We start from the raw sequence: 14115 nt of genomic DNA on the forward strand, positions 1-14115 counted from the left end.
CTACCCCCTGGCGCAGAGTTGCTGGACGCGGATGATGTCGTCCTGTCCGGACCGGCTGTCGAAGCGGCCGGACAGGACCATCCCGTTGACGCCGGCGAGGCTTTGCGCCAACGGCTGGTACTGACCGTCGAAGGCGGCTGCGGCCTGGGCCAGTTCGTAGGCCGCGGTGATGCGGTGGGCGGCGTCGTCGGCCAGCCGCGTGAAGGCGGCGGGGTCGTAGCCGCTGGTCGTGTCGGGCAGGTGGCCGGCGCGGTTGAACGCGTCGCAGGCGGCCGCCGCATCGACGTTCGCGCCGCCGCGCTGGCCGGAGAGGCCCCACAGCAGGCCCGTCACGCAGATCCCGATGGCGAAGCCCACCGCGGCGGCCAGGACCAGGGGTCTTCGCGACTTTTCGGCCGGCTCCGGGTTGTCGGGGGTGTCGGCTTGGTCGGCGCTGTCGGTTTGGGGAGCCTGCCGGTCGTCATCCGGCAGAGGTGGGGTGTCGAGCGCAGTCATTCACGTCCTCCCGACCGCCGGGTGATGTGCCATTTCAGCACCAAAACCCGCGCCGGGCACTGCTCTCGATGGAGTAGTTCGGGTGTTGAAGCTGATTCGTCATCTGGCGCGGCCGCGCTGTGACGGCGCGGAGCTCAGCCCCAGCCCAGCTCGTGGAGGCGATCGTCGTCGAGGCCGAAGTGGTGGCCGAGTTCGTGCATGACGGTGATGAGGACCTGTTCGACGACCTCGGCCTCCGAGGAGCACATCCACAGGATCGGGCGGCGGTAGATCGAGATGCGGTCGGGCAGGACGCCGCCGTAGTCGGTGGTACGGCGGGTGAGGGCGACGCCGTGGTAGAGGCCCAGGATGGTGGGGGACTCGTCGTTGAACTCTTCGACGAGGACGACGACGTTGTCCATCGCGTCGGCGAACTTGGGTGGGACCTGGTCCAAAGCCTCGGACACGAGCTCCTCGAAGCGAGCGCGGGTCATCTCCACCGGCATGTCAGCGGGACCCGGTGGTGCTGGGCGGGGAGCTGCTCTGGCCGCCGCCGTTGTCCGAGGGCGGGCCGCCGGCGTCGGGCTGGCCGGCGTTGTCCTTGACGCTGCCGGTGACCGCGACGAAGCCGCTGCCGTCGCTGAGGGTGGCGGCGACCTTGCAGTTGACCTTGGTGGAGCCGGCGTCCCAGCTTTCCTGCTCACGCAGGTCCCAGCCGAGGATGAGCTTCTTGGCGCTGAGGTCGGCCTTGCCGGTGTAGTCGTCGGCGGCCTTGTGGCACTCGGTGTCGAGCCACTTGTCCTGCTTGTCCTGGGCCGGGTAGCCGTCCTTGAACTGCGTGGCCAGGTCGAGCGTCGCGATGATCTCGTACGAGTGGGGGCGGCTGCAGTCGATCGGGTCGCCGACGCCCTTGCCGACCAGTGCCAGGCAGGTGCCGGGCGCCCACACGGCCGACTGGTCCTGCGTCTTCGCCGGGCCGGTGGTGGGCTGCAGGCCACCACCGGGGCCGGCCCACTGGAGGCCGCAGCGGAGCTGGCGGTCGCCGTCGGCCCACTCGTCGGGGCTGGGGCGCAGCAGGTTGGTGGTGAGCTTGCCGTACGGGTCGAGCGGGTGCCCGAGGTACGGCGTGACGTCGGCGTTGCACTTCGTCTGCGCGATCTGCTGCCACTGGTCGAGGTTGGGGAACGGCGCCTCGGCGTTGTACTGCGCGCCGACGTCGGCCAGGCCCGTCACCTCGAACAGGTGCGACTGGGTGCAGGGGACCTTGCGCACGTCGGACGCGTCCGGCGCGCTCCAGGTCAGGCAGCTGCCCGGGGGCGACTGGAACGCTTCCTGCGCCGCGGCCGACAGCTTGCCCTCGCCGCCACCGGCCCCACCCGCGAACGAGTCCGTCCACGAGAACGCGACGGACAGCCCCAGTGCGATCACGGCACCCAGGAACACCCCGGCCATCACCACGCGGGTGGTCAGGGTCTGCAGTGGCGAGTGGAACCGCTCGGCGTCGGAAGACATCGATACCCATGATGCCCGCGCCGCGCGAGCCGTGCGCGTCCCGGGTCGTTAGTGTGGGAAGAGACTTCGCGGTGCCGGGGGATTACGGAGCGCAGATGACGCAGGACGACAGCAACGGGGCCCAGCCACCCCAAGAGCCGCCAACGGAGCCGACTCCGCGCGGATCGATGCGGTTCCAGGACGAGAGCACGACGCCGAAGGAGCCCTCGCTCGCCGAGCAGCGGGCCCGCCGGCAGGCGATCGCCGACCAGGAACGCCAGGAGGCCGAAGCCGCCGAGGCCGCGCGCAAGGCCGACCAGAAGGCCGCTACCAAGCGCAAGATCCTCATCGGCAGCGGTGTCACCGTCGGCCTGGCCGGCCTGGTCGCGACGTTCTACACGGTCGCCAAGCCGACCAACGAGACCGCCGTGTGCACGGACGCCAGCGGCGTGATCCAGAACGACGAGTTCTGCGACGAGAGCTACGCCACTTCGCACGGCGGATACCAGAGCGGCGGCTTCTGGATCATCCCGCTCGTGGGCGGCGGCTTCAACAGCTACCGCTACAACTACGGCGGCACCGGCACCATCGGCCAGCGCGTTGCCGGCGGCACCTTCACCGCGCCGTCGGGGAACACGAACGTCTCGACGAAGTCGGGCAAAACGGTGCAACGCGGTGGTTTCGGCATCAGTGGCAAGACGGGCACGTCCGGCGGCACGGGCGGCACCGGCAAGAGCGGGGGCTCGTAGGTGTATCGGGACAGGTCCGAGCCGAGGCGCGACTGGCAGCGGATCGTCGAGGAGCAGGGCCTCGTCTACGGCACCCCGGCGCGCGACGGCGCCGGCAAGGCGCGCCCGTACTGGGACGAGTCGGTGCACTACGTCTTCGACATGGACGAGGTCCTGTCGCTCGAAGCCGACGTCGAGCTGCTGCACTCGATGTGCCTGGAGGCCGTGGACAACGTCGTGACCACCGAGGGCTATCGGCGCTTCGGCATCCCGGAGTGGGTCTGGCCGCACATCGCCGAGTCGTGGAAGCGGCAGGACCCGCACGTCTACGGGCGCTTCGACCTGCGCTACGACGGCAAGTCGCCGGCCAAGCTGCTGGAGTACAACGCGGACACGCCCACCACGCTGCTCGAGGCGTCGGTGCTGCAGTGGCACTGGAAGACGACCGTCTTCGAGAACGACGACCAGTGGAACTCCATCCACGAGAAGCTTGTCGAGCGCTGGCGCGAGATCGGCGACAAGCTGCCGTCCAACGAGCTGCACTTCACCTGGTCCTCGGCCGATCCTTCCGGTGAGGACCACGTGACCACCGCGTACCTGCAGGAGACGGCCGCCGAGGCCGGGCTCGACACCGTGGGGCTCTCGATCGAGGAGATCGGCTGGGACCCGGTGCTCAAGCGGTTCGTGGACCTCGAAGAAGCGCAGATGTCCACGGTCGTGAAGCTCTACCCGTGGGAGTGGGTGGTCGACGAGGAGTTCGGCCGCTTCGCCGTGGAGACGATGCCGCGCACCCTGTGGGTCGAGCCGCTGTGGAAGATGCTGCTCTCGAACAAGGCACTGCTGGCCGTGCTGTGGGAGAACTACCCCGGGCACCCGAACCTGCTGCCCGCGTTCACCGACGACCCTGGCCTGCTCACGGAGTACGTGCGCAAGCCGAAACTGGGCCGCGAGGGCGCGAACGTGCAGATCGTGGCCACCGGTTACGAGACGCAGACCGACGGCGTCTACGGCGCCGAAGGCTACGTCTACCAGGCCTTCGACCCGCTGCCCGAGTTCGACGGCTACCGGCCGGCGCTCGGCGCGTGGATTGTCGGCGACTCGTCCGCGGGGCTGGGCATCCGCGAGACGAGCGGGCTGGTCACCGACGACGGTGCCGCGTTCGTCCCGCACCGCATCCCCGAGTCGTGATACAACCTCCCCGCCTGATCTGCACGGTTCGCTCTGATCGCTCTGGGAGACCCCTGTGACCACGACCCTTGCGCTGTCCGACACGTTCGGCTCCGACCTCCTGCGAGGGATCGGCGCGATCCTGTTGTACGGCGTCGTCGGCCTGCTGCTGATGTTCGCCGGCTTCTGGGCGATCGACTGGACGACCCCGGGCAAGCTCTCGCAGCTGGTGCACCGCGGGCTGCCCAACGCGGTGATCGTGACCGCGTCCGGGCTGCTGTCGATGGCGTTCATCGTGGTCGTCGCGATCTTCAACTCGGCGAGCGACCTCACCGAAGGCCTGATCACGTCGCTGGTCTACGGCCTGCTCGGCATCATCGTGCAGGTGATCGCCGTGCGGTTGCTCGAGTGGGCCACCCGCATCGACGTCGGCTCCACGATCGAGAGCGAGAAGTTCGCGCCGGCGAGCATCGTCGTCGCCGCGGCGCACCTCGCGCTGGGCCTCGTCGTGGCGGTCGGTATTTCCTGAGTGCTGCTTTGCGGTCCGGTTCCCACTAGCGTGGAACCGTGCGACTGCTCAGGACGCCGGAAGACCGGTTCGCTGACCTGCCCGAGTTCCCCTACGAGCCGCAGTACACGGAGCTCGCCGACCCCGACGGCGGCCTGATCAGAGTCGGGTACGTCGAGGCCGGCCCGGCCGACGGCCCACCCGTGCTGCTCCTGCACGGCGAGCCCAGCTGGTCGTACCTGTACCGCAAGATGCTGCCGGTTCTCGCTGCCGCGGGCCTGCGTGCGATCGCGCCCGACCTCGTCGGGTTCGGGCGGTCGGACAAGCCGGGCGACATCGTGGACCACACGTATGCGCGCCACGTGGCGTGGATGCGGGGGTTCGCCTTCGACGCGTTGGACTTGCGCGACGTGACCTTGGTCGGCCAGGACTGGGGCGGGCTGATCGGGCTGCGGCTGGTGGCGGAGAACCCTTCGCGGTTCGCCGGGGTCGTCGCGGCGAACACCGGGCTGCCGACGGGTGATCAGGACATGCCTGAGGTGTGGCATCAGTTCCGTTCGGCGGTGGAGAACGCGCAGGTGCTGGACATCGGGCGATTCATCCAGTCGGGGTGCCGTTCTGTGTTGTCCGATTCGGTGCGCGCGGCTTATGACGCGCCGTTCCCGAACGAGATGTACAAGGCCGGGCCGCGGGCCATGCCCGGCCTGGTGCCGTACCGGCCGGACAACCCGGCTTCGGACGCCAACCGGGCGGCGTGGAAGACGTTGTCCTCGCTGGACTTGCCGTTCCTCGTCGCCTTCTCCGACGGCGACCCGATCACGGGCGCGATGGGACCGATCCTGCAGCGCACCATGCCGGGTGCGGCCGGCCGCACACACCCGGTGATCGCGGGTGCGGGGCACTTCCTGCAGGAAGACGCGGGTGAGGAACTGGCGGAACAGGTCGCGCGCTTCGTCCGCGGCTGAGCCGGGCGCTGAGAGCAGTCCCCGTTTTCCACGCTACCGGCGAGGGACGACGGGTTCCGCTGCCGAGGGTGGGAAAGCGGGCAGGTTGTCCACAGCCTGCCCGCTTGTCCACAGCCCGTGGGTCAGGAAAGTGCGGCGTGCGTGGCCGCCAGCGCGTCCACCAGGATGTCCAGGCCTTCCTGTGCCTCGGCTTCCGTCAGGGTCATCGGCGGGCCCAGGCGGAGGACGTTGTTGTGCAGCCCGCCCTTGCCGATGAGGAGGCCGCGGGCGCGGGTTTCCTCCAGCATCTGCTTGGCGGCCGCCGGGTGTGGCGTCGTGGTGCCCGGCTGGACGAGTTCGATGCCGACCATCAGGCCCTTGCCACGGACCTCGCCGATCAGCGGGTTCGAAACGGCCCGCAGGCCGGACAGCAGCTGGGAACCCCGGGCCGCGCAGTTGGCCTGCAGGTCGTGGTCCTTGATGTAGTCCAGCACTGCCGTCGCGCCGGCCATGGCGACGGGGTTGCCGCCGAACGTCGAGATGGACTGGGCGTTGATGGCGTCCACCACGTCGCCGCGGCCGACGACGCCGCCGATGGCCAGGCCGTTGCCCAAGCCCTTCGCGAAGGTCATCAGGTCGGGCACGACGTCGTGGGACTGGATGCCCCAGAAGTGCGAGCCCGTGCGACCCCAGCCGGTCTGGACCTCGTCGGAGACGAACAGGATCCCGTAGGAATCCAGCACCTCCTTCATGGCCTTGAACAGGCCGTCCGGCGGCAGCGAGAAGCCGCCGACGCCCTGGATCGGCTCGGCGACCAGGCAGGCGACATCGCCGGAGGTGGCGGTTTCGAGGATGTCGACGAGGTCGGCCACGCAGGCGTCGATGTAGGCCGCGTCCGACAGGTCGCGGAACGGGCTGCGGTAGCGGTAGCCGCCGTGCACGTAGTTGACCTTCACCGGCGAAAGCGACGAAGCGGACCACCCGCGGTTGCCCGTGATGGCGATCGTGCCGAAGGAACGGCCGTGGTAGGAGTTGCGCATCGCGAGGACCTGGTTGCTGCCGCGGTACTGCGTGGCGAGCATCAGGGCGGTGTCGTTGGCCTCGCTGCCGGAGTTGGTGAAAAAGACCTTCGCGTCCGGGATGCCGGACAGCGCGGCGATCCGCTCGGCGAGCTCCACCTGCGAACGGATCAGGTACAGCGTGGACGTGTGCAGCACGCCGGTGTCGAGCTGCTTGCGCACGGCGTCGCTGATCTCGGCGACGTCGTAGCCCATGGAGTTGGTGAGCACGCCGGCGAAGAAGTCGAGGTAGGTGCGGCCGGTGGAGTCGGTGACGCGCCGGTCCTGCGCGTGGACGATCTCGATCGGCTCGTCGTAGAACAGCGCCATCCAGGACGGCAACACCGCTCGGTGCCGGGCGAGCAGCTCGTCGGTCATGTCGTTCTCCATCCGTCTCGGCCTCTTCGGAGTATGGGCAGCGCCGGAAACGGGCGACAACGATCAGACTGCACCGTCCTCGGACGAGGGCCGCACAGTTTGTCCGTGGACGGCGAAGGGCAAACCGCGTCGAGGGACCTGCTGGCCTGCGACTACCCTTTCTCCCGTGATTGACCCCAGGACTCTGCGCGAAGACCCGGAAGCCGTGCGCGCGTCGCAGCGTGCCCGTGGTGAGGACGAAGGAGTGGTCGACAAGCTGCTCGGCTTCGACTCCCGCCGCCGCTCCGCGATCGCCAACGCCGACAAGCTGCGGGCCGAGCAGAAGTCCGTGAGCAAGCTCGTCCCGAAGGCCGCCCCCGAGGAGAAGGCCGAGCTGCTCGCGCGCGCCAAGGACCTGTCCGCGCAGGTCAAGGCCGCCGAGGTCGAGCAGACGGAGGCGTCGGAGGAGTTCGACCAGCTCTTCCGCACCGTGCCGAACCTGGTGCACCCCGACGCGCCCGTCGGCGGGGAAGACGACTTCACCGTGCTCAAGACCGTCGGCGAACCCACGAAGTTCGACTTCGAGCCGCGCGACCACCTGGACCTCATGGAGGGCCTCGGCGCCGTCGACATGGAGCGCGGCGCGAAGGTGTCGGGCTCGCGGTTCTACTTCCTCAGCGGCGTCGGCGCGCAGCTGCAGCTCGGGCTGCTCAACATGGCCATCGCGCAGGCGCTGGAGAACGGCTTCACGCCGATGATCACGCCCTCGCTCGTGCGCCCGGAGATCATGGCCGGCACCGGTTTCCTCGGCGCCCACGCGTCGGAGGTCTACCGCCTGCGCGACGACGACCTGTACCTGGTGGGCACCTCGGAGGTCCCGCTGGCGGGCTTCCACGCCGACGAGATCCTCGAGCTCGGCGACGGCGCGCGCCGCTACGCCGGGTGGTCGTCGTGCTACCGCCGCGAGGCCGGCTCGTACGGCAAGGACACCCGCGGCATCATCCGCGTGCACCAGTTCGACAAGGTCGAGATGTTCGTCTACACGACGCCCGCCGAGGCCGAGGCCGAGCACCAGCGCCTGCTCGGCTGGGAAGAACAGATGCTCGCCAAGATCGAGGTGCCCTACCGCGTCATCGACACGGCCACGGGCGACCTCGGCACGTCCGCCCACCGCAAGTTCGACTGCGAGGCCTGGGTGCCCACGCAGGAGACCTATCGCGAGCTGACGTCCACGTCCAACTGCACCACGTTCCAGGCCCGCCGCCTGTCCGTGCGCTACCGCGACGACAACGGCAAGCCCCAGATCGCGGCCACCCTCAACGGGACGCTGGCCACCACGCGCTGGATCGTCGCGATCATGGAGAACCACCAGCAGGCCGACGGCTCGGTGCGCGTGCCCGAAGCCCTGCGTCCCTTCGTCGGCGGGCGCGAGGTGCTGGAGCCGAAGAAGCGCTGATCGGCGTGTTGTGCACGGCCGGGGCCCTGCGGGGTCCCGGCCGTCGTCGTTTCCGCGGACACCCGGTGCGAGCCCGGTGCGCCCGCTAGGGTTCGGGCGCGAGGAGGAAACGCCGATGGGGTTCAGGGGTGTCCGGGCGGCCGCGGCCGTGGCCGGCGTGGCCGTGGTGGTGGCCGGGTGCACGGTGCGGGTCGGGGGCGTCGCGGAGCCGGTGCCCGGGCAGGGGCCCGTGCAGCAGGTCGTGGACGCGTGTTCGCTGGTCGACCAGCAGCAGGCCGACGCGCTCGGGTATCGCGCGCCCGGCAAGGGGCAGGCGGCGAGCGAGAAGCTGCGCACGCCCGCGATGTGCCTGTGGAACAGCAAGGACGACAGCGCGGCGCTGACCATCCTCACCGTCGGCTGGTCGGTGGACCAGCCCCTGGACGACTACCTGCAGGGCGCCGTGGTGAAGGCTCCGCCCTTCGAGTCAGGCGGGTTCCAGTGGACGCGCTACGGCTCCTTCATCCCCGGCAGCTGCGACCTCTACACCACGCTCGGCCCCAAGTCCTACGCGTTCGTGAGCGTGTCCGAACCGGACGAGACCAAGGCGTGCGACGCGGCGAAGCAGGCGGTCCCGCAGGTCGCCGCGCACCTGCCGGGCGGGCAGCCCGCGCCGCGGATCACGCCGACGGCCCCGAGCAGTGCGGCGCCCCCGAGCGGGCCGCTCGTGGGGCTGGACCCGTGCTCGCTGCTGAAGCCCGAGCAGGCCGCGTCGCTGCACGTGGCGCCGCAGGGCGAGAAGCAGACCTCCAGCGTCGTGCCCAACGCGGTGTTCTGCCTGTGGGACGACACCGACGGCGACCGCGGCCAGAAGGCCTTCGAGGTCTGGCTCGGCCCCGACCTGCCGATGACGCAGTGGCCCGGCATGGACGTGCCGCCGATCTCGACCATCGACGCCAACGGTCACCACTGGTCGATCTTCGGCAACTTCAACGACTCCGGCGGCGTCAACTGCGGCGCCGGCCTGGCCGTCACGCCGACCTCGTCGATCCAGATCGTCTCCGGTTACCTCGACGACCCCTCGAAGTCCTGCGACGCCGTCAAGGCGGGAGTTCCCCTGGTGTCGGGGAACCTCCCCGCCTGACGGGTCTCGGCAGTCGTGAATGGACTGTCGCGTCAGGACACGCCGGCGGGACGGCGCGGCCCGGCCGGGGCGGTGCGCGCCACCGGAATGTCGCGCGACGCGGGGATGTTGCGCGACGCGGGGATGTTGCGCGACGCGGGGATGTTGCGCGACGCGGGGCGGACCGGGCGCTGGGGCGACAGCGCGCGGCGCGTCGGCTCCGAGACGTTGGTGTCGGCGGGCGCCACCTCGATGTTCACCGCCACCTCGTCGCCGCCGATCTCGCGGGTGATCCAGGCGCCCGACTCGACCATCACGCCCAGCGTCTTCACGTCGAGCGAGTTGATGCGCGCGCGGTACCAAGCGTCGTCGGCCAGCGCGCCCATGCGGCCCTCCAGCCGGGACTTCACGGCCAGCAGCCGCTTGTACAGCGTGTCGGCCAGGACCTGGCGGTCTTCCTTGCTGGTGAGGCCGGCGCGGATGCGGTCCTCGATGCCGCGCGGCAGGCCGTTCTCGTCGGGGATCAGCATCGTCGTCCAGGCACGCGACTTCTCGCGGTACTGCAGCTGCTGCATCAGGCCCTCGTGCGGCGCGAAGTCGGCGGCGCGGAACGCCCGCCCGGCCCAGCGGGACGCGAGGTTCGCGGCGAGCGACTGCACACTCTTCACGCCGGTGTTGAGGCCGCGGCCCGGCCAGAAGTGCAGTGAGTTGGCGGCGTCGCCGAGCAGGAACGCGTACGTGGACGGCGCGATCTGCGCGGTGAACTTCGGGTTCTGCTGCATGCCCAGCTTGAACGACGTGATGCCCACGATGTCGGCCATCGTCGCACCGAAGAACTTGACGCCGTCGGCGATGCGCGGCCACAGGAACGACAGCTTGTCCACCGACGGCTTGAACACCGAGCGGTGGCGGTCGCACACGAACTTGTCGCCGTCCGGGCGCATGGTGCAGCCGAACTTGCCGATGCACGGCACGGGGCCGTTTTCGCCGTACGCCAGTACTTCCGAGGCCTCCTCGGCGGTGAGGCGCATGTTGATGAAGCCGCCGCCGAGGGAGTTGAACAGGAATCGGTTCTGGCACACGGTGAGCGGCACGGTGTGCTCGTCGGGCACCTTCCCCTTGATGCGGATGCCGAGCACGGTCTCGTCGAGCGGCTGCCCGCCCACGGAGTAGAGGTCGCGGCTCGACGGGCCGAACGCCTCCTTGAGGTCCTCCCGCGTCTTCGAGCGGGCGCCGTCGCAGACGGCGAGCACGTCGAGGCCGTCCCAGGACTTAGGCTGCGCGTACGGCTCGGGGATGAGCTCGATGCCGTAGAAGTCCTGCGCCATCTCCAGCAGGCAGTCTTCGATCCAGCGGACCTTGATGTTGCGCGGGCGGCCGCGGTGCGTGGGAGAGTCGGGGCCGAGCGGCCACATCTCCGAGTAGTTGCCGGCGGTGAACAGGCGGCGCCGCACGAGCATCGGCAGCTGGCCCCACACGTTGCTCTGCAGCGTGACGACCTGCTCGCGGCGGTTGTTGCCCTCCGCCGTGCCCTGCCAGGCGATCCGGCCGTCGCGCCGCATCCAGCGGCGGTCGAACACGCGGATCTTGACCTTGTCGCCCAGCATCGAGCGCAACGTGCACGCGAAGATCAGCCCGACCGGGCCACCGCCGGCCACGTCGACCCGCAACGGCCGGGCCGCACCGGGGCGGGCAACCGCCTGAACCACGCGGCCCAGGTCCGCCGGGCCCTGGCCGCTGTTCGGCTTCAGGAACGTCGTGGCCGGCTCGCCGAAGTGCGAGGCGTTGTGGGTCATGGCTTCCGGGACCTCCAGCGTGATCTTCCGCGTGCGGCCAACACACGGAACGAGAGGGCCGGACGGTTCACGGAAATCTCAAAAACTTTCCGCGCCCGCGTTTGCGCTGGTTACGCGGCTACCTGGTCGGCGATGTGCTTCGCGATCTCCAGTGCGCTCGTCGCCGCGGGGCTCGGGGCGTTGAGCACGTGGACCTGGTCGCGAGCGGTCTCGATGAGGAAGTCGTCCACGAGCGAGCCGTCCGGGCGCAGCGCCTGGGCGCGCACGCCGGAGCCGTGGCGGACGATGTCGTCCTCCGTCACCGCGGGCACCAGCCGGGCGAGGCTCGCGGCGAAGCGCTTCTTCGAGAACGAGCGCAGCACCTCTTCCAGCCCGGTCGGGTACGCGTACTTGCGCGCCAGTCGCCACGCGCCCGGGAAGCGGGCGACGTCGGCGAGGTCCTTCACCGACACGTCGGCCCAGCGGTAGCCCTCGCGGCGCAGCGCGAGCACGGCGTTGGGGCCGGCGTGCACGCTGCCGTCGAGCATCCGGGTGAGGTGCACGCCCAGGAACGGCAGCGTCGGGTCGGGCACGGGGTAGATGAGGCCGCGCACGAGGTGGCGGCGCTCGGGCTTGAGCTCGTAGTACTCGCCGCGGAAGGGCACGATGCGCGCGCTCGGGGTGACGCCGGCGAGCTCGGCCACGCGGTCGGACTGCAGTCCGGCGCAGTTCACGAGCGCGTCGGCGTGGATGACCTCCGAGCCGGTGGCGACCTCCACACCACCGTGGGCGCCGGGGCGGATGCCGAGGACCTCGGTGTCGAGCCGCAGGTCCGCGTCGGCCTCGTCGAGCAGGCGCACGAGCGCGGCGCAGACGGCCGGGAAGTCGATGATGCCCGTGGACTCCACGCGCAGCGCGCCGACGCACGCCACCTCGGGCTCGTACTCACGCGCCTCGGCGGGGCTGACCTTCTTGGCCGGCACGCCGTTGGCCTCGGCGCGCTCGGCGAGGGTATTCAGGGCCGGCAGCTCCGAGTCGCTCGTGGCCACCACGAGCTTCCCGCACACCTCCACGGGCACACCGTACTGCCGCGCGAAGTCCACAATGGACCGGTTGCCGGCCACGGACATCCGCGCCTTGAACGAGCCCGGCTTGTAGTAGAGGCCGGCGTGGACCACGTTGGAGTTGTGCCCCGTCTGGTGCGCCGCCCAGCGGCTCTCCTTCTCGAGCACCGTGACGTCCTGCCCCCGCTGGGAAAGCTCCCAGGCCACGGCCAGGCCGACGATTCCGCCACCTATCACCACCACGTTGCGCACGGACGGAAAGGCTACGCGACCTGGGCGTCGGTTGCGTAGACCCAAGTGGTCTGAAGTGCGGTTTTTCACGGATCAGGTGACCCGTTGACGAAGTCCGGTCCGAAGTGGACCTCCGCCCACCTCGGACCGGGGCCTGGTCACTCCGCGGGATCTTCGAGCACCTTCGGCACTCCCCGCAGTGCGAACCACGCCACGCCCGCTACCAGCACCATCAGGCCCGCGGCGCCCAGCATCGTCACCTGCAGGCCGCCGATGAACGCGTGCTGCGCGGTGTGCAGGAGCTGCGCTCCGGGACCGGCCGGGAGCTGCGCGGACACCTGCGCGGCGCCGGCCAGCGTCTCGCGCGCCGGCTCCGGGATGTCCGCGGGCAGGCCCTGGCGGTAGAGCGAGCCGAGCACGCTGCCGAGCACCGCGATGCCCAGCGCGCCGCCGAGCTCCGTGGCCGTCTCGGAGATGGCCGACGCGGCGCCGGCGCGGTGCCGGGGGACCACACCGAGCACGGTGTCCGTCGCGACGGTGAGGATCAGCGCGAGACCGATGCCGAAGACCACCATCGTCACCACGAGGTACGCATACGCCGTGCCCACGTCCGTCCGGCTGTAGAGCCCGAACCCGATCGCCGAGGACAGGCAGCCGAGCGTGACCGTGCCGGCGCGGCCGAGCGCCTTGATCAGCACGGCGCCGAGCGTGCCGCCGATCAGGGCGCCGCCCATGCCCGGCAGGCCCGCCAGCCCCGATTTCAGGGGCGACCACCCGTTGACGAGCTGGAAGTACTGCGTGGAGATCACGCTCACGGCCAGCTGCGCGAACATGGCGAGCACGGTGGTCACGACCGTCGCGGTGAACGCGCGGTTGCGGAACAGCCGCAGGTCCATCAGCGGCTCGGCCAGCCGCGGCTGGCGCAGCACGAACGCGAGCAGGCTGCCCACGCCGAGGATCGCCGCTCCGTAGACGTCCCAGTGGTTCAGGCCCTCGTACGCGATCTCTTTGATGGTGTAAACCACGCCGAGAATGCCCACGAGCGACAGCGCGACACTGAGGCCGTCCAGCCGCCCTGGCGTGGGGTTGCGCGATTCCGGCAGCACGAAGATGCCGACCGCGATCAGCGCGACGACCACGGGCACGTTGATCAGGAACACCGAACCCCACCAGAAGTGGGTCAGCAGTGCGCCGCCGATGAGCGGGCCGAGGCCGAACCCGAGGATCGTCAGCCCGCTCGACACGCCGATCGCCGCCGTGCGCTCCTTGCCGGTGAAGGTGTTGCGCAGGATCGACAGCGTCGACGGCATGAGCGTCGCCGCGCTCGCCCCGAGCAGGATCCGCAGCACGATGAGCAGCTCCGCACTCGGCGCGTACGCCGTGGCCACCGAGACCAGTCCGAACACCGCCGCCCCGGCGAGCAACAGCTTCTTCCGCCCGATGCGGTCGCCGGTGTTGCCCGCGGTGATGAGCAGCCCGGCCAGCGCGAACCCGTACCCGTCGGCGATCCAGAGCGCCTGCGTGGTCGTCGGCTGCAGCGACTCGGACAACGCCGGGATGGCCAGGTGGAGCACCGTCAGGTCGACGGCCGTGAGGATCTGCACCAGCACGCAGACGCCGATGATGGCGGCTTTGCGCGCCGGCGTCAGTGTTCCGGGCGGGGTGGACGCTGCGGTGATGGTCATTTGGGCCTCCGTGGTTCGCTCCTGGCCCGCACGCTGCCGGGCCCCGCTGACGACCCGCGCACGAACGACGCACCA

The 14115-nt window shown here is 70.2% G+C and carries 13 protein-coding genes; 6 read left to right on the plus strand and 7 right to left on the minus strand.

Features of this window, described 5'->3' with window-relative positions; genetic code table 11:
- The 3 genes from AB0K15_RS00935 to AB0K15_RS00945 all read right to left on the minus strand — a co-directional run bounded on the left by AB0K15_RS00935 (position 1) and on the right by AB0K15_RS00945 (position 1986).
- The gene (locus AB0K15_RS00935) at positions 1-495 is read right to left on the minus strand and encodes a hypothetical protein (RefSeq protein WP_364043843.1); all 495 of its coding nucleotides are present in this window, start codon (positions 493-495) and stop codon (positions 1-3) included.
- A 134-nt stretch (positions 496-629) separates the two neighbouring features.
- Positions 630-980, minus strand: coding sequence for a metallopeptidase family protein (locus AB0K15_RS00940; protein WP_364043846.1), 351 nt, complete (start codon positions 978-980; stop codon positions 630-632).
- A 1-nt stretch (position 981) separates the two neighbouring features.
- Positions 982-1986, minus strand: a complete 1005-nt coding sequence (locus AB0K15_RS00945; protein ID WP_364043849.1) for a septum formation family protein — start codon at positions 1984-1986, stop codon at positions 982-984.
- Between the two features lie 167 nt (positions 1987-2153).
- On the opposite strand from AB0K15_RS00945, the gene AB0K15_RS00950 reads away from it, so the two are divergent.
- From AB0K15_RS00950 to AB0K15_RS00965, 4 genes are read left to right on the plus strand one after another with little or no spacing between them, the layout of a single operon-like run.
- Positions 2154-2714, plus strand: a complete 561-nt coding sequence (locus tag AB0K15_RS00950) for a hypothetical protein (protein ID WP_364045327.1) — start codon at positions 2154-2156, stop codon at positions 2712-2714.
- The gene (locus tag AB0K15_RS00955; protein ID WP_364043852.1) at positions 2715-3881 is read left to right on the plus strand and encodes a glutathionylspermidine synthase family protein; all 1167 of its coding nucleotides are present in this window, start codon (positions 2715-2717) and stop codon (positions 3879-3881) included. It abuts the gene before it with no gap.
- 55 nt (positions 3882-3936) lie between these two features.
- Complete coding sequence (locus AB0K15_RS00960; protein WP_364043855.1) at positions 3937-4389, plus strand: DUF350 domain-containing protein; 453 nt, start codon at positions 3937-3939, stop codon at positions 4387-4389.
- A gap of 38 nt (positions 4390-4427) precedes the next feature.
- Positions 4428-5333, plus strand: a complete 906-nt coding sequence (locus AB0K15_RS00965; protein ID WP_364043858.1) for a haloalkane dehalogenase — start codon at positions 4428-4430, stop codon at positions 5331-5333.
- A 122-nt stretch (positions 5334-5455) separates the two neighbouring features.
- Here the strand turns inward: AB0K15_RS00965 and AB0K15_RS00970 are convergent, their stop codons facing one another.
- Positions 5456-6748 carry an aspartate aminotransferase family protein gene (locus AB0K15_RS00970; protein WP_364043861.1) on the minus strand — a complete coding sequence of 431 codons (1293 nt, stop codon included), beginning with the start codon at positions 6746-6748 and terminating at the stop codon, positions 5456-5458.
- A 166-nt stretch (positions 6749-6914) separates the two neighbouring features.
- Here AB0K15_RS00970 and serS point away from each other — a divergent pair, with 166 nt between their 5' ends.
- Both serS and AB0K15_RS00980 read left to right on the plus strand, forming a co-directional pair.
- Positions 6915-8183: a serine--tRNA ligase gene (gene serS / locus AB0K15_RS00975; RefSeq protein ID WP_364043864.1), complete on the plus strand. Its 1269-nt coding sequence runs from the start codon at positions 6915-6917 to the stop codon at positions 8181-8183.
- 115 nt (positions 8184-8298) lie between these two features.
- Positions 8299-9306 carry a DUF3558 family protein gene (locus AB0K15_RS00980; protein ID WP_364043867.1) on the plus strand — a complete coding sequence of 336 codons (1008 nt, stop codon included), beginning with the start codon at positions 8299-8301 and terminating at the stop codon, positions 9304-9306.
- 32 nt (positions 9307-9338) lie between these two features.
- Here the strand turns inward: AB0K15_RS00980 and AB0K15_RS00985 are convergent, their stop codons facing one another.
- The 3 genes from AB0K15_RS00985 to AB0K15_RS00995 all read right to left on the minus strand — a co-directional run bounded on the left by AB0K15_RS00985 (position 9339) and on the right by AB0K15_RS00995 (position 14040).
- Positions 9339-11081, minus strand: a complete 1743-nt coding sequence (locus AB0K15_RS00985; protein ID WP_364043870.1) for a hypothetical protein — start codon at positions 11079-11081, stop codon at positions 9339-9341.
- Positions 11082-11191: 110 nt separating this feature from the next.
- Positions 11192-12376, minus strand: a complete 1185-nt coding sequence (gene lhgO / locus AB0K15_RS00990) for an L-2-hydroxyglutarate oxidase (protein WP_364043873.1) — start codon at positions 12374-12376, stop codon at positions 11192-11194.
- A 137-nt stretch (positions 12377-12513) separates the two neighbouring features.
- Positions 12514-14040, minus strand: a complete 1527-nt coding sequence (locus AB0K15_RS00995; protein WP_364043876.1) for an MFS transporter — start codon at positions 14038-14040, stop codon at positions 12514-12516.
- Positions 14041-14115: the final 75 nt, after the last annotated feature.

Source organism: Amycolatopsis sp. NPDC049253 (genome assembly GCF_040678995.1).
Taxonomy (GTDB): domain Bacteria; phylum Actinomycetota; class Actinomycetes; order Mycobacteriales; family Pseudonocardiaceae; genus Amycolatopsis.